General features: G+C 36.6%; 21 protein-coding genes. 5 read left to right on the top strand and 16 right to left on the bottom strand.

From position 1 onward, the window contains the following. The first annotated feature begins 1 nt into the window (after position 1). The 3 genes from ACJVDK_RS15035 to ACJVDK_RS15025 are packed head-to-tail and all read left to right on the top strand — an operon-like array spanning position 2 to position 5813. Positions 2-1204, top strand: coding sequence for an efflux RND transporter periplasmic adaptor subunit (locus ACJVDK_RS15035; protein WP_443937485.1), 1203 nt, complete (start codon positions 2-4; stop codon positions 1202-1204). A 21-nt stretch (positions 1205-1225) separates the two neighbouring features. Next, complete coding sequence (locus ACJVDK_RS15030; protein ID WP_443937484.1) at positions 1226-4420, top strand: efflux RND transporter permease subunit; 3195 nt, start codon at positions 1226-1228, stop codon at positions 4418-4420. Next, on the top strand, positions 4407-5813 hold the full coding sequence (locus tag ACJVDK_RS15025) for a TolC family protein (RefSeq protein ID WP_443937483.1): 1407 nt from the start codon (positions 4407-4409) through the stop codon (positions 5811-5813). The genes ACJVDK_RS15030 and ACJVDK_RS15025 overlap by 14 nt, the downstream gene beginning before the upstream one ends. Before the next feature lie 95 nt (positions 5814-5908). On the opposite strand, the gene ACJVDK_RS15020 is transcribed toward ACJVDK_RS15025, so the two are convergent. From ACJVDK_RS15020 to ACJVDK_RS14995, 6 genes are all read right to left on the bottom strand, one after another. Further along, complete coding sequence (locus tag ACJVDK_RS15020; protein ID WP_443937482.1) at positions 5909-6691, bottom strand: TerC family protein; 783 nt, start codon at positions 6689-6691, stop codon at positions 5909-5911. 45 nt (positions 6692-6736) lie between these two features. Beyond that, positions 6737-7234 (bottom strand): GNAT family N-acetyltransferase, encoded by a 498-nt coding sequence (locus tag ACJVDK_RS15015; protein WP_443937481.1) that lies wholly within the window; start codon positions 7232-7234, stop codon positions 6737-6739. After that, on the bottom strand, positions 7231-7791 hold the full coding sequence (locus ACJVDK_RS15010) for a thiamine pyrophosphokinase (protein WP_443937480.1): 561 nt from the start codon (positions 7789-7791) through the stop codon (positions 7231-7233). The genes ACJVDK_RS15015 and ACJVDK_RS15010 overlap by 4 nt, the downstream gene beginning before the upstream one ends. Positions 7792-7850: 59 nt before the next feature. Beyond that, on the bottom strand, positions 7851-9146 hold the full coding sequence (locus ACJVDK_RS15005; protein WP_443937479.1) for a hypothetical protein: 1296 nt from the start codon (positions 9144-9146) through the stop codon (positions 7851-7853). A gap of 49 nt (positions 9147-9195) precedes the next feature. Then, complete coding sequence (locus tag ACJVDK_RS15000; RefSeq protein WP_443937478.1) at positions 9196-9828, bottom strand: thiamine phosphate synthase; 633 nt, start codon at positions 9826-9828, stop codon at positions 9196-9198. A gap of 93 nt (positions 9829-9921) precedes the next feature. After that, positions 9922-12363 carry a TonB-dependent receptor gene (locus ACJVDK_RS14995; RefSeq protein WP_443937477.1) on the bottom strand — a complete coding sequence of 814 codons (2442 nt, stop codon included), beginning with the start codon at positions 12361-12363 and terminating at the stop codon, positions 9922-9924. Between the two features lie 473 nt (positions 12364-12836). Between ACJVDK_RS14995 and ACJVDK_RS14990 the strand changes: the two genes are divergently transcribed. Further along, positions 12837-13313 carry an OsmC family protein gene (locus tag ACJVDK_RS14990; RefSeq protein ID WP_443937476.1) on the top strand — a complete coding sequence of 159 codons (477 nt, stop codon included), beginning with the start codon at positions 12837-12839 and terminating at the stop codon, positions 13311-13313. 539 nt (positions 13314-13852) lie between these two features. Here ACJVDK_RS14990 and ACJVDK_RS14985 read toward each other — a convergent pair. The 10 genes from ACJVDK_RS14985 to ACJVDK_RS14940 all read right to left on the bottom strand — a co-directional run bounded on the left by ACJVDK_RS14985 (position 13853) and on the right by ACJVDK_RS14940 (position 22121). Continuing rightward, on the bottom strand, positions 13853-15958 hold the full coding sequence (locus ACJVDK_RS14985; protein ID WP_443937475.1) for an outer membrane beta-barrel protein: 2106 nt from the start codon (positions 15956-15958) through the stop codon (positions 13853-13855). A gap of 43 nt (positions 15959-16001) precedes the next feature. Continuing rightward, positions 16002-16448, bottom strand: coding sequence for a hypothetical protein (locus ACJVDK_RS14980; RefSeq protein WP_443937474.1), 447 nt, complete (start codon positions 16446-16448; stop codon positions 16002-16004). Between the two features lie 50 nt (positions 16449-16498). After that, positions 16499-16690: a hypothetical protein gene (locus tag ACJVDK_RS14975; protein ID WP_443937473.1), complete on the bottom strand. Its 192-nt coding sequence runs from the start codon at positions 16688-16690 to the stop codon at positions 16499-16501. 231 nt (positions 16691-16921) lie between these two features. Further along, positions 16922-17548 (bottom strand): TonB-dependent receptor plug domain-containing protein, encoded by a 627-nt coding sequence (locus ACJVDK_RS14970; RefSeq protein WP_443937472.1) that lies wholly within the window; start codon positions 17546-17548, stop codon positions 16922-16924. A 40-nt stretch (positions 17549-17588) separates the two neighbouring features. Continuing rightward, positions 17589-19217: a TonB family protein gene (locus ACJVDK_RS14965; RefSeq protein WP_443937471.1), complete on the bottom strand. Its 1629-nt coding sequence runs from the start codon at positions 19215-19217 to the stop codon at positions 17589-17591. Beyond that, the gene (locus tag ACJVDK_RS14960) at positions 19214-19591 is read right to left on the bottom strand and encodes a BlaI/MecI/CopY family transcriptional regulator (RefSeq protein ID WP_443937470.1); all 378 of its coding nucleotides are present in this window, start codon (positions 19589-19591) and stop codon (positions 19214-19216) included. Before ACJVDK_RS14960 ends, ACJVDK_RS14965 begins: the two co-directional genes overlap by 4 nt. A 90-nt stretch (positions 19592-19681) precedes the next feature. Then, positions 19682-20323, bottom strand: a complete 642-nt coding sequence (locus tag ACJVDK_RS14955; protein ID WP_443937469.1) for a response regulator — start codon at positions 20321-20323, stop codon at positions 19682-19684. Positions 20324-20325: 2 nt separating this feature from the next. Further along, on the bottom strand, positions 20326-21054 hold the full coding sequence (locus ACJVDK_RS14950) for a sensor histidine kinase (protein WP_443937468.1): 729 nt from the start codon (positions 21052-21054) through the stop codon (positions 20326-20328). 26 nt (positions 21055-21080) lie between these two features. Further along, complete coding sequence (locus ACJVDK_RS14945; RefSeq protein ID WP_443937467.1) at positions 21081-21740, bottom strand: hypothetical protein; 660 nt, start codon at positions 21738-21740, stop codon at positions 21081-21083. Between the two features lie 3 nt (positions 21741-21743). After that, the gene (locus ACJVDK_RS14940) at positions 21744-22121 is read right to left on the bottom strand and encodes a hypothetical protein (protein ID WP_443937466.1); all 378 of its coding nucleotides are present in this window, start codon (positions 22119-22121) and stop codon (positions 21744-21746) included. Between the two features lie 217 nt (positions 22122-22338). On the opposite strand from ACJVDK_RS14940, the gene ACJVDK_RS14935 reads away from it, so the two are divergent. Next, entirely contained in the window at positions 22339-22569 is a 231-nt protein-coding gene (locus tag ACJVDK_RS14935) for a response regulator transcription factor (RefSeq protein WP_443937465.1), read from the top strand. The last annotated feature ends 189 nt before the right edge of the window (positions 22570-22758 follow it).

Genomic DNA, 22758 nt, shown 5'->3' with positions numbered 1-22758 from the left:
TATGAAATCTCTACATCCATTGTACCCTACACTTAACACTGTTAAAAATTATAACAGTGTTAAATCATTATTAACAATCTCTATCCTATCTATACTGCTCGCTAGCTGTAAATCTTCTCCTGAGCAATCGGCGGCGGCACCCCCACCTCCCGTTTTACCGGTTAGCAGCATACATGCGAGTACTGAAACCACGTATGTCGACTATCCTGCCTCGATTCAGGGTGCGGTTGACATCGATGTTCGGCCACAAGTGAGTGGATACTTACAAAGCGTTTTGGTTAACGAAGGCGCGTATGTGACAGCAGGGCAAACCTTATTTAAAATCAACGAAAATCCTTATCGCGAAGCGTTAAATAATGCTAAAGCAAGTTTACATGCCGCTGAGGCAGCTATGCTAAATGCACAATTAGAGGTCGACAAGTTGACCCCACTAGTTCAAAACAAAGTCGTTTCAGACATCCAGTTAAAAACGGCAAAAACAGCGTATAAAATTGCTCAAGCAAACGCAGAACAAGCTAAAGCAAGTGTCGCTGCAGCGCAGATTAATTTAGGCTATACCAACGTGAAGGCTACGGTAAGCGGCTACATTGGCCGTATTCCTAAAAAACAAGGAAGCTTGGTTTCTCCATCAGATGAAATAGCGCTAACACAGTTATCTGACACCCACGAAGTGCATGTTTATTTTGCTTTAGCTGAAAAAGACTTCAACAACTTTAATGCGAATTATCCGGGTAAAACACCCGCGGATAGAATTAGTCACTTACCGGCTGTTGAGCTTTTACTAGCAGATGATACCGCTTATCCAATTAAAGGCAAAATTGATATGATTGACGGGCAGTTTGATAAAACCACGGGAGCAATTACCCTCAGAGCCAGCTTTCTGAATGCTAGTGGCTTACTTCGTTCAGGCAACACGGGTAAAATCAGGTTAGGTCTACAACACAGCAATGCCATTTTGGTACCGCAAGCTGCAACGGTGGAAATGCAAGATAAAGTATTTGTATTTACGTTGGGTGATAGTAGTAAAGTAAAAAAACAAGCCATTAGCATCGTGGGGAAAGCTGGTGAAAATTACTTGGTTCAAAGCGGTGTAAACGCCGGCGACCAAATAGTATTAAGCGGCATTGACAAATTACAAGAAGGCATGGTTATTCAACCGCAAAAGGTTGCTGATAAGATGGCTGCTGTAAAAACAAAAAAATAATACACTCAAAGTTTAAAATCCATGTTTCAGAAATTCATAAATAGGCCTGTACTATCCACTGTTATTTCCATATTGTTAGTAATTGTTGGAATACTTGCCTTAACAAAGTTACCCTTGGAGCGATTTCCTAATATCGCGCCTCCCTCTGTGTTGGTAACAGCGGTATATCCCGGCGCGAATGCCGAGACTATTTTACGCTCAGTAACGCCTTCTCTTGAAGAAGCAATCAATGGTGTAGAAAACATGACGTACATGACGTCAACCGCCAGTAATGACGGTACCTTAGCCATAACCGTATATTTTCAACAAGGTACAAATCCCGATCAGGCGGCCGTAAACGTACAAAATCGTGTTTCGCAAGCTACAAGCCAATTACCGGCAGAAGTTGTACAATATGGGATTACCACCACCAAACAGCAAAACAGTTTTATCGGAGCGATTGGCATTTACACGGAAGACCCACAAAAATACGATGCGGTTTTTGTAAATAACTATGCTCAAATTAATATCATTCCCGAAATTAAACGCATCACGGGGGTAGGTTCTGCTACTGTATTTGGTGGTATCAAAGATTATTCGATGCGTGTTTGGTTAAACCCCAGTCAATTAGCCACCTACAAAATCACACCAAATGAAGTGATTCGCGCTATCCAAGATAAAAATCTAGAGGCTGCACCGGGCAGAGTTGGGGAACGCAGCAATGAGACTTTCGAATATGTAATCAAGTATAAAGGAAAGCTGACCAAACCCGAAGAATACCAAAACATTGCCATTCGTTCCAATGCTGATGGTTCTATTTTACGATTAAAGGATGTTGCACGTGTTGAATTAGGTGCATATAGCTACAGTAGTGTAAACCGCTTAAACGGCCATGATGGCATTACCATCGGAGTTATTCAATTATCAGGCTCAAATGCCAATGAAATCCAGATTTCTCTTGATAAATTAATGGAAAAATTATCAAAAGATTTCCCAGCGGGGATTAAATACAATCAATTTTATCGCACCAAAACCGATCTTGATGAATCTATTAACCAAGTAGAACACACCTTAATAGAAGCCTTTTTATTAGTATTTATTGTTGTTTTTATCTTCTTACAAGATTTCAGATCGACCTTAATTCCTGCCATTGCTGTACCTGTTGCCATTATTGGTACGTTCTTTTTTATGCAGTTGTTTGGGTTCTCGGTTAACCTGCTAACACTGTTTGCGTTGGTTTTAGCAATTGGTATTGTGGTAGATGATGCGATTGTGGTGGTCGAAGCGGTTCATGCAAAAATGGAAGAAGATCCTACACTGAGTCCGAAATCAGCAACAACGCAGGCCATGAATGAAATCACAGGGGCCATCATTTCTATTACCTTGGTAATGGCAGCTGTATTTTTACCGGTTGGTTTTATGACTGGCTCAACGGGTATATTTTACAAACAGTTTGCCTTAACAATGGCGATAGCCATTATCATATCCGCTGTTAACGCTTTAACTTTAAGTCCCGCTTTAGCTGCGCTATTTTTGAAAAACAAACATGCTGCAGATGGGCATCATGCACCTAAAAAGGGATTTGTCGAAAAATTTTACGCCGGCTTTAATGGTGGTTTTAATTATATGACCAACAGATACATCGGCGGCTTAAAAGTACTTATCCGTCATAAATGGATTAGCATGGCTGGCTTAGCTGTAATTGTAGGTCTTACCGTTTTTATGGTAAGTAAAACTAAAACCGGTTTTATCCCTACGGAAGATCAAGGTTTTGTAGCGATCGCCGTTTCTAGTCCATCAGGAACATCCTTAAGCAACACCAACAAAATGCTTAAGCAAGCCGAAAAAGAACTGCGCGCCATGCCATCTGCAAGATTTGTGATGTCGTTAGCCGGTTATAATTTTTTAACTGCCTCTAATAGTCCTTCTGCAGGACAGATTTTCTTATTGTTAAAGCCGAACAAAGAAAGAGGAGCCGTAAAAAACATCGATGAGATACAAAACATCGTACGAGCTAAAATGGCTGCGATATCTTCTGGTACTTTCTTTGTTTTTAGTTTTCCAACGGTTCCGGGCTTTAGTAATGTTGAAGCATTAAATGTCATGCTCCAGGATAAAACAAACGGCAGACTCGATAAATTTAGTGGTGTAGCAAATGAATTTATTGCCAAGTTAATGGCAAAACCTGCAATTGCTTATGCTTTTACTTCGTATAAAGCAGATTATCCTCAGCTACAACTCGATGTTAACAACGAAAAAGCCGATCAATTGGGCGTAAGTGTTAAAGACATTTTACAAACCATGCAGACCTTTTTTGGAACGGCACAAGCTTCCGATTTTAACCGTTTTGGTAAATATTATCGGGTAGTTGTTCAGGCCGATATTCAGGACAGAACAGATCCTTCGAGTCTTGACCGCGTATTTGTTAAAAATAAAGACGGAGAAAGTGTCCCAATTAGTACATTGGTTAAATTAACACGCGTGTATGGCTCAGAAACGGCTTCGCGTTACAACCTCTTTAACTCTATTGAGGTGAATGCAATCCCGAAACCGGGTTTCAGTTCTGGTGATGCAATTAAAGCCATACAGGAAACCGCCAAGGAAGAATTACCTACTGGATATGCGTATGAATTCTCAGGACAAACCCGCGAGGAAATTTCATCGGGCGGACAATCAACGGTGATATTTCTTCTTTGTCTGGTCTTTGTTTACTTCTTATTATCGGCACAATACGAAAGTTATATTCTGCCACTTGCAGTTATTTTATCAATCCCTACAGGCGTATTTGGTGTATTTGCTGTATTAGGCTTAACCGGTATCGAAAACAACATTTATGTACAGGTTGCACTGATTATGCTCATCGGACTATTAGCGAAAAACGCCATCTTAATTGTGGAGTTTGCCGTACAACGCCGAAAAGCCGGTCTTAGTTTATTTGATTCAGCCATCGAAGCTGCAAGATTAAGAATAAGACCCATTATTATGACTTCACTTGCTTTTGTATTCGGTTTATTCCCTATGAGCATCGCAACAGGGCCATCGGCACAAGGTAATCACTCTATCAGTATTGGAGCTGCCGGAGGGATGGTATCAGGTGTAATTTTGGGTGTGCTGATTATTCCGGTGCTATTTGTCATTTTCCAAGCGTTACAAGAAAAATTATCAAGAAAATCAATTGAGGTCATTCATCACCATGAAGAACCAGCAAACAATCATACCATTTATGAAACGGTTTAATATCATTAGCATCCTGCTTATAGCATTCATTTGGAGTGGATGCTCTGTTTCCAAAGATACAGCCTTACCCAAAGTTGTATCGGATACGTACAGAAACACGGCTTCAAGCGATTCTTCAAGCATTGGAACAATTCCCTTGAAGACCTTTATTAGCGACCTTACTGTTCAAAACTTAATTGATACAGCCTTGGTTAAAAATTACGATATGCAAATTGCATTGAAAAACATCGATGCCGCAGAAGTACTATTTAAACAATCAAAATTAGGTTACTTGCCGGAATTAAAATTATCGGTAACGGCTAATAGCAATCGTCCATCAGACAATAGTTTAAATGGATTAAGCCTGAATCAATTTACGGGTGGAAATCACATAGAAGATTACAATGCCAATCTGGGAGTACTGTGGGAAGCTGATATTTGGGGGAAAATCCGCAATCAAAAAGCTGGGGCTTTAGCCAATTTCTTGCAGACAGAAGAGGCGCGCAAAGCGATTCAAACTCGATTAGTAGCAAACATTGCACAAGGGTATTACAATTTGTTAATGCTTGATGCCCAACTTGAAGTAGCGAAAAAGAACTTGAAACTCAACGATAGCACTTTGAGAATTATCCATTTACAGTTTGAGGCTGGTCAAGTAACTTCATTGGCTATTCAGCAGGCAGAGGCACAACAATTGATTTCGGCACAATTAATCCCGCGTTTAGAGCAAAATGTAACGCTACAAGAAAATGCTTTAAGTGTTTTAATTGGTACTTTACCCAAGGATATTAACCGCGAAAGCCGCTTAGATAAAATGACCATTCCGCAGGATTTAAATGCGGGTTTTCCATCTGCTATGTTAAATCGAAGACCGGATATTAAAAGTGCAGAACTTGCTTTAACCATCGCTAACGCAAAAGTAGGTGTCGCTAAAGCGAACTTATATCCTTCACTAATAATTACGGCAAGCGGCGGCATCAATTCTTTTAAAGCAAGTAATTGGTTTAATGTTCCGGCCTCTTTATTTGGAATGGTTTCAGGAGGAATTACACAACCAATTTTTCAGAGAGGCCAGCTAAAAAGTAATCTAGCGCTGGCAAATATCGAGCGAGAGAAAACAGTTATCCAATTCCGTCAATCTGTTTTAAATGCTGTTGGAGAAGTTTCCGATGAATTAGCAAAAATTGAAAAATTAAAGGTACAATATAACATTGCCGAGAAAAGGGCTCAAACTTTACAACAAGCCTCAAAAAATGCAAGTTTTTTGTTTAAAAGCGGCATGGCAAACTATTTAGAAGTAATTTTAGCACAGGGTAATTTATTGCAGAGTGAACTCGAATTAACCACGCTTAAAACAGAACAGCTGAATGCAGTTGTAGGCTTGTATCGCTCGTTAGGAGGTGGCTGGCAATAAACAGCACGTTCCTTTAAAAGAAAGATATACGCAAAAAATCCGTCATTGTTACCTACTGTAGCAATGACGGATTCATCGAAAAGAGCTAAAATATTCTACTCTTTTGTAGGTAGTTTAGGCGAGTTGAGCCTAACTGCATTTTGCTTTTGACGTTTTCTGAAAAGCATGTTAAGCATTTCAACACCAACAGAAAAAGCCATTCCAAAATAAATATAGTTTTTAAGGTGCATTTCATGCGCAGCAGATGCATCCCATCCTTCTATAACCAAACTCAAACCAATCATCACTAAAAACGAAAGGGCCAACATTTTTAAGGTTGGGTGCTGTTGTATGAATCCTGCAATTTTAGGACTAAAGGTAAACATAATAAACATGGCAATAATTACCGCTATAATCATTACTTCAACGTGCTTTGCGGTACCACCTGCTGTAATAATGCTGTCGAATGAGAAAACGGCGTCAATAAGCATGATTTGAAAAATTGCTTGAGAAAAACTCAATGGTTTTTTGTTCCCTGCACTTTGATCCTCCTCCTCGCCTTCTAGCTTATGGTGGATTTCCATTACCGATTTATAAATCAAGAATAGCCCGCCCAAAAGCATTACCAAACTCGCCAAATCAAAACCTTTACCAAACCAGTCCTCTGGGATAATATAATTCCCTTTTTGAGAAAGCAACCAACTTAAACCAAAAAGCAATAAACAACGTGATGCAATTCCGGTTATCATCCAAATTACACGCGCCTTTTTCTGAGCACTTTCTTGAACTCTACTTAAAATAATGCTGACAAAAATAACATTGTCAATTCCCAATACGATTTCTAATAGTGTTAGAACGATAAGGGATGTCCAAGTCTCAAAACTTGCAAATATTTCCATAATTTTTTATCTGATGAGCGAAGATATAAAAAAGACTACGGTCGTTTATGAAATTTTGTACTCCATTACATAATCATCCATCACAAATCCATTTCCAATATCCAAAACAACCTCATCTTTAACAACAAAGCCTGCTTTTAAATAAAACTCCTTTGCTTTATTGTGTTTATTCACATTCAATTGTAAAGCGGTGGCTCCTTCTCTCTTCACCAAGTCTAACACCTCATTTATTAGGATTTTACCCACTCCCTTTCCATGTGCAGAAGGTAAAACATACAATTTATGTAATTTATAAATTCGCGCTTCGTGGTTGTAAACCGAATAACCAGCAAAACCACAGGCTCCTTCCAAACTTTCTGCAATTAGAAAAACATGGCCTTCCATCAATTGTTTTAACAGCTCACCTTTATTGTACATTTTGTCGAGCATGTAATCAATTTGCGCTTGTCCGATAATTGACAGGTAAGCATCAGGCCAGGTTTTTTCAGCTATCGATTTTATCAATACTAAATCTTCCTCTTTACCTTTACGTATTGTTATCATAAATATTCGCTAATAAAAATAGGTTCACCTGAAAAAGTGAATTCTACAAAACCATCCTTTACAACACTAAAAGTACCGTCTTCGTTTTGAGATAAATTACTCACCTCGAAATACGCATTGCCATGTACATTAAAAATACTTCCCGCAGGTTTCCAAACAGAAAATCCAGATTTAATGGTGTAAAATTTTTCAGCATGGGTAAAAACAACCAAATTGATGGTATCACTAAAGCCTGAGAATCGTTTCAAATTAAAGGTATCCGTTATCACGTTCACGGCCGGATATTTTTCTTCCACTAAATAATTTAGTGCAACCATCAAAGCATCAGCAGGACCTTCAATCACTTTGGTATTCTCTTGCACATCTGTACTGGATCCATTTACCAAAACATCAACTTTTAAGCCGAGTGATAGAATTTTATCGTAACTATTGGCACTAACCAATACGGTAGGGCTCCACTCTAAAAGCTGACCTAATGATTCTTCATCGAAAGACCCCAACTCATCGATATACAAAGCCGGCTCTTGTTTTTCTTTAACTATATGGTGTGATGACATGAAGCGAAGATAAAAATTTTAGTAGCAAGTAGTGAGTATCAAGTACCAAGATTTGAGCTTTATCTATTGTATGGGTATTCGCTTATCCAGTGGAAACCTCTATTGGTTAATAGTATTTTTTTTAAGTCCTTCCCTTTTAAACTAATAAAAACTGAATCCTTATTTCTCAATCCGAAAAATTCTAAATTATCTTTTCCAATTGTTTTATAGGATAACTTGAAATGAATATTCTCTCTATTTTGAGAATATAAATCTAATTTTTTCCTTTCTCTATCAAATACAACCGAAAAATTAGATAAGCTATCGTCCATTGTTTTTATTCTTAAAAAGCCTGCCTTCGTAAGCAACATTTGTTTCCACCTTATGCTATCTGTAATCAAAGGTTGTAATTCAATTCCATTTCGGCTCATTACTTTTACATCATAAACGCCATACATAAACGGCTTAGAGATATTTGCTCCATTAATTTTATTCATAGAAATAACCATTTCTATTAGCACAAATAAGTAAAAACCAATAAATAGATATTTACCGGCATAGCTTAGTTTAGCTATCCATATTCTTTTAAACTTAGGTTTATAAATTCTAACCAGTTGTTGATTGTCATGCCCAATAAAGAAGCGAAATATTCGCACAAAATTTGGCGCTAAAATAAATAGGCACATTAAAACTAAAGCTGTTGAAACAATTTTTACAGGTACATCATAAAAATAATTTACGGCCATTATTTGTACACATGTAGCGAGTGATAAAAGTGCCCCAATTACCATCGTTTTACGAAACAGCAATAGAAATGCAGAAACTTCTATAATCCCCATAAACATATTATACCCTTTAGAAAAGCCTAAAAATGTCCAAGCTAAGCCCATTGGAGAAGATTCTCCAAATGTTTGAAACAACCGATACAACGAGGGATCTGGTAATTGAAGTTTAATAATTTTCACCGCTCCATACATTATTAAAGTAAAAGCCAAATAGAAACGTATCAAAACCACGAGCCAATAATAAGCGGCATGATAACTTTTACGTTTCCGATCTAAAATTGACCAAATAACACAGCCTATAATAGAAACCAATAGAATAAGAAGTAGTAAAACCCAACTATAGGAAGTATCTCCACTTCCATTTGGGACATTATTGAATTGAAAATTGTAACCTAAAATGCTTTTCGAAAACCAAGGAACAAAGTTAAATAGTACTTGATTTGGATACTGAATGAGGTAAGCGAATTTAGGAAATGCCCCATTATTGTGTAAAATAATGAAAAGACCAAAAAGGAAAAAGAAAAAACGAAAAGCAATTTTTTTAACTAAACTCCAATTTGAACCGTTTGATATAGCTGAGGATGTCGACATAATTTTAGATTTGAGAATTTCAAATCTAAAGAAAATATTCAGATCTGTTTTAGGCCTTTACCCTATCATAAAAAAGCTCGTAAGCCTCAACAAAATCATCGGCGTAGTTAATTGCTCCAGAAACGGCAATACCAAAAACCCCGGCTTGCATCAAAGCCTCCACATCCGATTCTTGAATACCCCCCACGGCTAAAACCGGAATATTTAATCCGAGCGATTTTAATTTTTCCATCGCACTGCGATATCCTTCAAGTCCCAACACCGGATATGCATTTTGCTTTGTTCTACTAAGCGAAAAAGGGCCTAAACCGATGTAATCGGCTCCTTCAGCGGCTAAACGTAATACTCCATCAACCGTTACGGCAGAGCCTCCCAGCGTACAATCATCCCCCAGTAATTTACGGAGAGCTATAAAATCAGCCTCTAAATCTTCTATATGAAAACCTTGAATATCGGCCTTACCTTGCAAATGGATATGGTTGGTTACAATCAAGGTGGTCCCCCAATCATCACAAATTTCAGCTATTGGATGAATATCAAGCAATAAAGCATCGTCATCCTTACTTAAACAGCGATATTGAATCCATTTCGCTCCCGCCTCACAAGCAAGCTGCGCTTGTTCCACATGACTCAAATGCGGAGCATCCTGCGTAATGAACTGGAACTTTTCGATATATTTCATAGCACCAAATGTAAGCAAAACAAAATCGCCATCACTTATCAGAGTTTTCTCTTCAAAGCAACGGCGATTTTTCCCAAGTGTTATATAGCGATATTAAAAACGCACGTTTAAATTTAAAAGCAAATTGGTTCCGGCTTGCGGATAGTAAAAATTCTCTGTAGTACGAGAACCTCCATACAAATACCCATAGGTATAACCATTGCTTTCATATTGTTTATCAAAAACATTGTTAATTAATAAACCTAGGTTTACATTTTTAACTCCTGCAAATGAGAAATCGAAGCCTAGGCGTGCATTGCTCACAAAATATCCCACCAAAGCGCGGTCATTATTTTGTGTATTATCCAGGTATTGCTTGCTCACATATTTACCTTGTAGCGCCATAGCAAATCCTTTAAAAGGCTTGTAAGCTACCTCTCCAAATAAAACGGCACTTGGCGAATAGGAAATATCAGTTAAACTATATTGATTCACCATTTGACCTCCATTATCGTAATCATCATCATACTCCGTAAAATCTTTAATCTTGTTGCGACTAATAGCGGCATTCGCATTTACTATAAATTGCTTACTAATGGTATAGGAACCATCTACCTCAATTCCTAAACGTGAACTTTGATCCACATTTTGACGATAATAACCTCCAACATCATTTATTTTACCAGTTACCACCAATTGGTTTTTATAGAACATGCCATAAGCATTCAAGCCTACATTAAATGTTTTGTTTTTAATGCGGTAACCCACCTCTAAATCGTGTAAACGCTCCGGTTTAGGCGTTACACCCGGATCGGCATCTGTATAATCATTTCTATTCGGTTCCTTGTTGGCAACACTAAACGACGCATATAAATTGCTTTCAGGATTTATAAAATACGTAGCCCCAATTTTCGGATTAAAGAAATTTAAAGTCTCATTTAATGAAACTACATTTTGCTTATTCTCTATACCACTGATGGTATAATCAACACGTCTATATTGTAAATCGACAAACAAACTCAAAGCCTCTACCAAACTATAATTTGCCTTGCCATATACATTGAAATCCGTTTTAAAACCTGTGTTATCGTAATAATGACCATCAATAGTACTGTTCGACGCATATTGCGCCCATATCACTTTACCAAAATGGTCACCATCATACTCATTATATGCACCGCCTAATGTAACGTTAAATTTGTTGCTCGGCACATAGTTAAACGAATAAGTAAGCCCGTAAAATTTATTATCCAACCACCGTTGACGAACTAAATCCGTATTCGTTACCGTGGTCCCGCCAATAATCACATTATTTAAACCGTAGTTAACCAATTCATCATCCGGGCGATACTCTTCATAATACCCTTTTCCATCGGTATAGTGCAATGCACCGTTAAACGAAAGTTTTTCACTTAACTTTCTAGCATACAACAACTGATAATGATTTTGCCAATAGTTATCCGTCTGATTTTCATATAAAAAGCTGTTGTAAGTTCTGCCCGACGTTAACAAATTTGCGGCATCAACCGGACCTAAACCATTACGGTCAATATACGCCTGCATACCCGCAGCGTCATTGGTCAATCGCGATTCCGGAATACCATTCCAAGCCTGATATGTTTTCTCTGAACCTGCAAAAACATTTACCCGAAGCAAATCTTTATTGCCTTTGTATGCTCCCGAAAGAAAATAGGATTTTAATAAAGATGAAGCACGATCTACATATCCGTCCGAGCTAATGCGCGATAAACGTCCATCAAAACTAAATCGATCATGAATTAAACCCGTACCCACTTTAACGGTATTTTTCCAGGTATTAAAACTTCCATAGGTATTATTCAATTCCGCATAAGGCAAATCTTCACTTCCCGTGGTTTGAATATTCAGACTGGCACCAAAAGCGCCTGCTCCATTGGTAGAAGTACCAACACCGCGTTGAATTTGAATATTATCAACTGACGAAGCAAAATCGGGCATGTTTACATAATACGTACCTTGGCTCTCACTATCGTTAATCGGAATGCCGTTTACAGTTACATTAATACGACTATTATCGCTGCCGCGAATACGAATGCCCGTATAACCAACACCCGCACCAGCATCAGACGAAATCACCACACCCGGAGTATTTTGTAAAATAAAAGGCAAATCCTGACCAAAATTATTTTCCTTTATTTCTTCTTTGCTAACGTTCTTATAGGTGGTGGCAGACTTTTCATTGGCACGTGTGGCATTTACCACCACTTCTTCCGCTAAAAAATTCTGCACATTCAATGCAAAATTAGCGGTAGTATTGGCTGTTAATTGAAGGCTTTTTTCAGCCGTTTTAAAGCCCACAAAACTCACACTAACCACTACACTACCCGGAGCTAAATTACTCAAGGTATAGTTTCCATTTTCATCCGTTAAAACAACTGTTTTCTGATTTTTCAAGCGAACGGTGGCGCCCGCCAAAGCACGTTGCTCATGGTTGGTTACCCGGCCAGTAACAGAAATTTGTGCCCATACCAAAACAGGCATCATTGCAACAAAGGTTGCAAAAAGTAATTTTTTCAATGTTTTTGTTTTTTAAGTAAAACCCATCGGAAATAGGGGTATCCCCGATTTTTAGTTAAACTTCCATAACTCCAATCCCTACGCCGGCATTACCCGGATCAGGTGCATTTAAAGTGTGGTCAGCAGATGTATATCTCTTCCCTTTCACCTCAAAATGGGTATGATCTCAGCCTGTTTTTGTGTTTTGTAAAAAACAAGGCACCCCTAATGATGCGGCAAATGTATACATTATTTTATATAAGCAGCGAAATATCTCAAAAAATTAGAAAAGCACATTCCCTGCATCTAAGCAACGTTCAGCCCCGCTTTCCCTACTGCCCCCAAAAGGGCATCCGTACAATCGGGTTTAGGACACAAAAGATCCTGCAATTATGTAGAGAACAGCTTCACAAAAGGCATATTTTTTAAGAATGGTTCAACAATCAACAGAAAAATGCTTAAATTGGGTATAAGAATTCTAACCATATTTAGCTATGTCAAAACAACACCTTTATTCAGCTACTGTAACCTGGACCGGCAACAAAGGCTCAGGCACCATGGACTATCGTTCATACGATCGTGATTATACCATTTCCGTAGAAGGTAAACCCGAAATCATGGGTTCTTCAGATTCCGTATTTCTGGGCGACAAAACAAAATACAATCCCGAAGACTTACTTCTAGCCGCTATATCAAGTTGCCACATGCTGTGGTATTTACATTTATGCTCAAAAAATGAAATCATTGTAATCGATTATAAAGATCAAGCAACGGGCACGATGGAAGAAATAGCCGATGGAAGTGGAAAGTTTAAAGAAGTAACCCTCCAACCACAAGTATTAATCGCCGACAAGGCTAAGATTGAATTAGCTCAATCGCTGCATAGCGAAGCTGGCAAGATGTGTTTTATCGCCAATTCATTAAATTTCCCTATACACTATCAGGCAAATTGTACAGCCGAAAATGAATAATCTTTTATCTTCCTCTTAAAAAAATTGAAGTGTTTATGAAATTCAAAACCAATCATACGAAAGCTTAAAAAAGAAAAACGAAACAGAATAAAACAAATTCAAAACAAAATAAAAGTTTGCGAAACTAGCAACAACACTATGCATGCATATTGAAATTTTACATATTTAGAAATTAAATTCTGCAAAATTTGCATTACTATTAAAAAATATTTATTTTTATAATTCCGAGACAGGAGAGAAAGCACAAAACCCCAGACTATTTTAGCTGGGGTTTTGTGTTTATAGTCAAGTTCTGATTTACTGCAATACCGGAATTCCGAATAAACTTCCAACCTCGCTACTAAAACCTGATAACTTTTTGATTGGTACTGGGTTTTGTATTTTTATGAAAATCGTTTTTTAGATAAGTTATGATTGAAAATTTTGGCTGTCACTTTAACCACATGGTTTTAACGCCTTTATTATACTCATGAAGAATTTTCACTAGATTACTGATTTTAAACAAATCTTATTTTCAATATAAGTCCCTATCAACAGAATCACATATCATCCTTTTTAATATCTTTACCCATTACTGTAGATCTTTTAGTTACCTTACCAAAGCTATAACCAAAAGTTAAGCTAGCAATTAAACGTCGACTTCGACTTTCTACATAACTCTGATAACCTTCGCCGTATATCCAGTTATAAGTGTTAAAATAAGGTTGATGAAAATTGATTACCGAGAAAGTAAAGCTTGCTTTATTTTTTAAATAACTCGCACTTAAACTAGAGTTTATTTGGGCTTTACTTTTAGATTGAAAATTGGTACCTCCACGAATTCCTACATTGGTTCCTAATCGAATATTAGGTACTGGTGTAAAATTTAACTTAAAACCATTTTCCCAGCTGTATGTGTTTTGAGTTTCCTCATCTTTAATTCTAAACTCACCAAAACCATTTTTAGTAAACAATTGTAATGTACAGCGAGGAAATAAGTAAAAATTAACAGAAACATCACTGTTAAATTCATCTTTAACTGCCAAATTTCGGTAAGTACGTATTTGAACATTGTTTGTATCAGACGTCAGAAAAGATGAAATCGCATCGGTTTCGTGTTGATAAATACCCGTAATAATAACATTTACATCTTTTATATTGATATTATACACGCCCGAAAAATATAATGTTTTAGATGGTTTTAAATAAGGATTACCAATAGTTACTACATTATTTTGATTAAACTGAGCCCCGTAATGGATAACACTCGAAAGGCTATTTAATGTTGGCCTACTTTGGCTGAATTTTGCTTCAAAGCGTATGTTACCATTTGTTAAACTCTTCTGTAGGGATAAGTAGGGAGAAAAAGTTGAAAAGTTAAATTTATCTCTTCCACTTAGGTTGGCAATGTAATCGTTACTAAAGTCTTGTTTAATCACTGTTCTAACCGATAACTTTTCAAAATTTTTACTCCAAGCTGCCAACAATGCGCCATAATTATAAGTTATGGTATTGGCCTGAAGAAGCCTGTCGATATTACCACTCGCATCTGTTTCATAAATAAAATCATATAACTCGTTACTTTTACGACTAAAATACCGAGCCATAAACTCAAAATCGCCCAGTTCAGAATGATTGTATTCATAGCCTAATAAGCCAAACAAGTTTACATTTTTTTTTGCATTGTTACTTACATAATTGCTATAAGGCAAAAATTTATTGTTTAACGTTTGAGAGTTAGCATAACTTTCATCCAAATTTTTGGCGTTATCATACTCCAAAGCCATATCAAAACGTTGGTTTACTACTTCTGATGCTTTTGGTTTATACACATAGCTAAGTTTTACACTAAAGTCGGGGCTTTTAGCAATAGGGGTTTTACTGCTAAGCGAGGTAATGGTGCTATTTATTAAAACATTGTTTTGGTATTGTTGAGTAAAAGTATTAGTTCTGTAGTTGAAACCCGAAAAGGCGTAAGTTCCAGACACATTAAATGTATTTTGGGAATTAATAAAAAAACTATTGCTTAGGCTAAACCTATAAGCCTGCAAATTAGTGCCGCTCATATAGGCATCTCTGTTTTCTTTTAATTGGGTTTGACTAAAATAAGTCTCGCTACGGTTAGTTGATGAAGGCGAATATTGTAAATTACCAGATGCGTTAAGGTTAAGCAGGTAATTTTTCTTGCTTAAAGACGCACTTCCCATTGCCATTGCTGAATTACTACCCGCATTAGACATTATGTTACCAAAATAACCTTCATCGTATTTAGTTGCAACAAAACTAAGCGTAGGTCCTTCAGTTTTCAAGTTGTATAAGTTAAGCTCTATTTTTGTATAATTTGACCCAATATTAGCCCCCTTTAAACTATTCATCAACTGACTAGCAAAACCCGCGACGTTTACTCCATCACGCAATAAAGTTAAACTTTTACCCATGTAGGAAATATTACCGTTATCTTTAACTTCTATACCAGGTATGCTGCTCAATATTTCAGATAGGGTTAGTAATTTGGCATCTGGCAATTTACTAATATCTAATACCACCCCCTTTGCTGTTTCTTTTAATGGGTTCCTATTACCCTTAACTGTTACTGTATTAAGCTCAACTGCTTTTTTTTCATTCTCTTGACTGTACACACAATGAAATGCACAGATGAAGAACATTGTTGAAAGAAAATATTTCGACACTAAACACAAAATGAAAGTTTTATATTTTTTTTAGCAAAACAAGAGTTGTGTCAATCAAGTCTTTTTTGGTTTTAAACTCAATAATTTCATTTAAAGGCTTATAAAAAACAACATTGCGATCCTCTTTCCATTCAGGCCGTTTATATTTATTGTCGTTTAAGTTAATTTCAACTTTAGGATAGTAATTGCTCATATTGAAAACAATTGTTGCATAACCTCCTGCATTTGTCTTGGTTGAGTAAAAAGCCGTATTGTTTTTTGCTATTGTAATGAAATAGTCTTTAATAGGTTCATTGGTATCTACATTGACCAACCTTATAACCTTTTTAAATAGTTTAGTGCTTTTTGCAATACCATACCCACCTCCTCCGTTAGTAACTACCTTCTCTTCTTGCGCACTTGCGTTAAAATGAATTGTTAATAATAATATAATAAAGCCTATATAATTTTTGACTGTGTTCTTCATAATAGAATTATATGTATAAAATTAAACAAAAAAAATCCAGTGTACTGAAATCATACACCGAACAATTCACACATAGTACAACCAGCTTTATTGGAGATTAAAATAAGACCTTTATTCTCTTCTTGTGCGGCTTGAAAACCATAAGAAAATGATTGGTTGTATATAATTATTTCTTTTTTAGGAAGTTCTTTGCATGCTAAAAGACAAATAAGCATACTTATAGCAATTGATATTTTTTTCATAATGAGAGTCGTATAGTTCAAATATATTACTTTTTTTTTTACAAATACAATATTTTATTATAAATAAAAAAACATCAAAGTGTTATTACGATAAAAGCCCTCACTGATTCATAGCATTTGAAATATATCTCTATTAATCTAATGTGCAATGCGGGTCGGCAATATGAATCTTAAATTCATATTTTAATGATGAAAGGTCATTAGGAAAAGTTTCATGAACTTAATAGCTTATTAATTATCTTCAATCTTTTTTGTTACGATCAGTACAACCCCATTCACACCTTTTTCTCCATACAATTTTGTACTATCTGGTGTTTTTAAAACCGTTACACGCTCTATGGTATCAGGAGCTATAAATTTTAGTGCATCTTTATCCACTTCTATCCCATCTACATAATAAACAGGGCTACTTTTTGCTGCTCCGGCGTTATCTTTTATGGTCACCGCCGACATACCATTGCTTTTTAAACCATCTACCTTAAAAGCTGCAATGCTGCCACTTAATACTTCAACTTGTGGTGCATTTCCATTTTGCACCTTTCCTTTCAATGTATCCGCTACACCCGTTTTTGTTGTAATTAGCAGCACACCGTTCTGTGCCTCCATGCCATAAAGCTTAATTGCTGCTTCGCCCTTTAGTACCTGAATAGATTCAATCGAGTTTTTATCCAAGTCATCTATTGATTTAACGCCCAGAACATCCTGCTTTTTTCCATCCAAAACAATTAAAACCTTTTCTCCATGGTCTATTCCGCTCACTACAATTTTACCATCTTTTTTCACAGGAGTTTGTTCCTGCGAAAATCCATTGGTTGCTCCAAAGGCTGCTAAAGCCAGTACAAATGCTAATTTTTTCATTTTTTATGTGTTTTATTGATAATTCTTGTAGGCTAGGCGCTTATTTTGCTTTGGTTGAAATTAAAATGACACCATTTTTTGCTTCTGGTCCATATAAAACGGTAGCACTATTATCCTTCAAAACCGAAATGCTACTAATATCATTTGGATTCAAGTTATTTATTGCAAGAGGCTCTTCTACTTTTACTCCATTTACAAAATACAGTGGCGCATTGGAAGCATCCACCCTCCCATCGCTTAAATAGGTTTGCTCTGGTTCCTTTACTTTACCTCTTATCCTAATTCTCGAGAACGAAGCCTCTTCATTATTTAAAGAAAAGTTAACATTAATGTGGTAGCGAACACGCACTGGCTGCCCATTAACTGAACCCGGATTCCATTTAGGGCTTTCTTTTAACACCCGCAATGCTTCTTCATCTAAGCCACTTCCTAAGCCCTTTATAACTTTAATATCGTCCAAACGCCCATCCTTTTCAACCAGAAACGACAAAAACACTTTCCCTTGTACTTTATTCCTTTGCGCCAATTCGGGATATTTGATGTTGCTTCCTAAAAATTTATACAAGTTGGCCACTCCTCCCGGATATTCAGGAGCCTTATCAAGCGAGGTAAAATCATGCACCTGTAAATCTTCATCAAGCTTCTTAACTTCGGCATCTCTAGATTTCTTAATTCTTGGCGATACAAGAACCTGTTCAGTACGTTTTGCGCTTTCATCTACGGCATGGGATGCTTCATCCAAAACAGCCTTGCTTAATTGGTTATTCGGTTCTTCAATCATATCCATGACACGATTGATAGACTTATCCATTGGTATTTGCTCCGAAAGTTGAATAAGCTCCTCGTTTTTTCGAACCGTAGCCGAAGAAAGCACCACAAAAATTGCCAACAAGGGAATCGCAATTCCATATTTTAAAACAGCTGTTTTTTTCGAGCGCTCCCGATGCAACATATAAATCCGCTTCTTGATTAAGGATTTTTTAAAAAATCCCGTTGCTAACGTATTTGGCGACACACCGAAAGACTTGCTGAGCAGCAACAACGCATATTCAGCCTTATCTCCTTGAAAATCAGCAGCCATTTCATCGGCCAAATATTCATGAATATTTTTAACATCTCGTTTAAACAGATAAATCACTGGATTTATCCAAACTATAATGCCTAAAATTTCAAAAAACAACACATCAATAGTATGCCATTGTTTAATGTGCGCTTGCTCGTGCATATCCACCACACGGTGCTGAGGTAAATCTGCATCAATTATTTTCTTCTTGAAAAACACAAAAGCAGCACCACTTTTAGCCAATTTGATCGAGCGTTTAATTTGGATGAAGTTATAGATCAACCTACCCACGCAAAACACAACGCCTGCCAAATAAATATACGTAACCAGTTGCCCCATGCTAAAGCGATCTGTTTGATTGGAAATCTGAGTAGTCTTATCCAATACCATCTCCCAACTCACTGTGCTATATACTTGTTTTGTGGCTTCACGATTTAAAAGCCATTCTAAACGGATAAAAGGTATCACAAGCGATAAACCACCCGCCAATACCAAATAAAAACGGTTCAGAACAAAGTATGTTTCCTTAGCCAGCAACCATTTATAAAAGGCGTAAAAAACGACTAGATAAATATTTACCTGCAACAAGTAGTGAGCATAACTCATTTTGGCTGATTTTTAATTTTATGAATCATTTTTAAAATCTCATCCACATCGCCTACATCTAATTTTTCTTCCTTCACGAAAAAAGAAAACATGCTTTCTACCGAATTCTCGAAATAATTGCCCAATAGTTTTTCCGTAGCATGTCGTTTATACTCTTCTCTGCTTATTAAAGGGTGATATTCATGCGCTTTACCAAAAGCTTCATGGCCTATAAAACCCTTTGTTTCGAGAATACGAATAATGGTTGATACGGTATTATAAGCAGGCTTGGGTTCTGAAAGTTTATCTATAACATCCTTTACAAAAGCCTTTTTCAACTGCCACAAAACCTGCATAATCTGCTCCTCGGCCTTGGTTAAATCTTTAATTTCCATAACAAAATTTATTTTTACGCCCATAACAAATAGCGTTCATATCTATAAAGATATAACTAAAGGCATAGTTATCAAAGAAAATTCGTTTTTTTAAATCGAGATGATATTGTTTCTAATGGCATATACCACCAAACCGGTCCTCGATTTAATGTTGAGCTTACTGAACAAAGATTCGCGGTAATTATCAACCGTACGGGGACTTACGCTCATTAAATCCGCTATTTCTTTATACGTCATCTCCGTACTGCAATGCTGCAGAAATGTAAGTTCGCGCGGTGTAAAAATGGGTTTGGAATCACCATCTTTAACGGCAATCAATAACCTTCCCGAAACCATTTCATTCATGTAAAATCCTTTACTAACAATCGCTTTGATAGCGGTTAACACGTCGCTAGGATTCGATTCCTTTAACATATACCCCACAGCACCTGCGCGCAACATCCCAATAATTGCCTGCTCTTCTTCAAACATACTTAGCGCGAGTATAAATATCCCAGGATAGTTATCCTTCACCCATTTGGTTGCTTGATAACCATCCATTTGAGGCATATTAATATCCATTAAAATTAATTGAACGGGATTGGATTGGGCTAGTTTAGCCTGCAAGTCTATTCCATTAGTGGCTTCAAAAACAATATTTAACTCCTCAAACTCTTCGAGTAAGCTAACTAAACCTGAGCGGAATAACGTGTGGTCATCTACAATGGCAATAGAAATGATTGGTTCGGGCATCTTTAGGGATACGGGATTTCAATGGTGATAGCAGTTCCTTTATTCGGACTCGAAGATAGTGCTAATTTTCCGTTAATCATATCCACACGTTTGTGAATTGAATTTAAACCCATGCCCGATTTTTTTTCCTTTACCTCATCATAATTAAAACCCACTCCGTTCTCTTTAATGTAAAGGTGTAATTTATCGTTCTCCAAATAAGCATCAATATTAATTTGAGTAGCTTGGGCATGTTTAATAATATTGTTGATAACCTCTTGCAATAAACGCAAGATTACTAAATCCTTGTCTTTGGATAAAGAATTTATCTCCAACAATCGATTATTCACACAGAGCGTGTAAGCTCCGGTTTTGTTTAGCCAGTTAATCTCTTGCTGAATGGCAAAACCAATGCCACCTTCTACCAACTGCTCGCCATGTAAAAGCTTAGACAATTCCCTCAACTCTTTAATGGATTTACCTAAAAGAGAAAGTGAATTTTCAATTTTCTTTTCTGCCTTTTCAGGGCTCGACAGTTGTATTGACTTCAAGGTTAAAGTAGTTAAACTTAAAAGCTGACCCACATTGTCATGTAATTCTGCCGCAATACTTTGCATCGTTTGTTCCTGTACCTCTACTAATGTTTTCAGAATTTCGGAGTCAAATTTCTGCTGCATATTTTGCTTTTCCATCGCATGATTTCGCTTATGCTGATTGTACAAACGAATGTAAACAAGCAAAAATGCTGGCATTAATAAAAATATCAGCGTTGAAATAATTATGAGTGTTGCAATTTCCGTTGGCGTGCCCTGCATATAAATGAGTAAGCCCAGAAGGCATATAAAATAAAATTCAACAAATTATAAACGTAATACCGAATAGAATGATGCTCGGTTATTTTAATGTTGAACTTATCGTTAAACAAATTCATTACAGTCCCTCCAAAACAGAAAAAAAGGAGGCCTACACACCACCAAAATTCTGGGTGAACGGTTAACTGTACAAAGTCATCGTCTTTTAGTAGAAGATAAAAATAATATAGTCCATACAACACAAACAATGTTGAATAAACATTTAGCGTAATGTTGTTATATGCCATAATCCCATGGCTATAGGTCTCTACCGAGTAAACCACCAAAACAAGAGCTAAGCCGATTAAAATAACCGGCTTAGCTTTTGCAGTAAATCTCTTTATTAAATAATAATAACCAAACGAAATAACAGCTACTTCAATTAAAATATATAAATTAAATAACCACGTATTATATAAACCATATACAGCCCCCATCGTTCGAGCAACGAGTTCTACACAACAGGTTATCACCATAAAATAAAACATGGAACGCCAAAATGGCGATTTATCTTTATACAGCGTAAAGAAAGCAACTAATAAACATGCCAATTCGCTGATTATACTGAGCGTTAAAAATTTTATCATTTTCTATAAGGATGTACCTGAGCACTCTTGAGGGCATAACGAACCTTGATTCACAGGATCTACATCTAAATCGTCTTCGTGTATAGGATCGCCCATTCCTTTACTCGCTTTAGTTGGCACAAAAATTAGGGTATTTCTACCATTATACGCATCAGGCATTTCGCCAATGGTGTTTTTGGTATACTGTGCGTAGTACAAACGAACACCATCACCACCTTGCTGCTTAATGGTGTTGTAAATTCCTTCTATTTGTGCTAGGGAAAACCAAACTGCTTTTGTATAACAATCGCTTGCTTGTGTTTCACTAAAGGTTGTGAATGCTTCAACCATTTCTCTTGCAGTCTCGACCGTGATACTGCCTGGAGTTAATTCTTTACTCATAATTTGTTCGGGATTATTTTTTTATAAAACTCGGCATTTCAACCAGCTTTACCAACTGTTATTTGAATTTTCACTACCGTAAAAATACCCTTTCATTTAGGGCGAATTTGCGCTTAATACTTAAAATTGATATCCCTAAATTTGATATATCAATTCGTCCTATTATAAACAATAATGCAGGTTTGAAAAAATCAAACGTGCTAAATCAAACAAAAAAATGACGCACAATATCTTATTTGACAGCAATCAAAATGCGATAAGTGATAGAGAAGTAGAAATCGTAAAATTGTTATCGCATGGTTATAACAGCAAAGAAATCGGTGAAATGCTTTTCATAAGCGAACATACCGTAAATACACATCGCCGCAACATGGTGAAACGTTTGGATTTAAAAAATACATACCAGCTTATCTTTTGGGCGTTCAAAAGCAGAGTACTATCCTATTAATAAATAGTAACGCCTCATAAAAAAGTAAAGCCCGCATAAAAAATGCAGGCTTTCTTTGTTTTAAATATATAGTAAAACCTTTTATTTTCCTATTTAGTGCCCCAATTTTCTGGAAAGCGCCTCTGTCATTTAAAAGATGATTGTTTTAAATTGTCTGGCTAAAATAAAGACGATGTTTTCATCCATTTT

The organism is Pedobacter paludisoli, from assembly GCF_052344095.1.
Lineage (GTDB): Bacteria > Bacteroidota > Bacteroidia > Sphingobacteriales > Sphingobacteriaceae > Pedobacter.
Note: the sequence above shows the minus strand (reverse complement) of the source record. Positions and strands in the feature narration are given on the sequence as shown.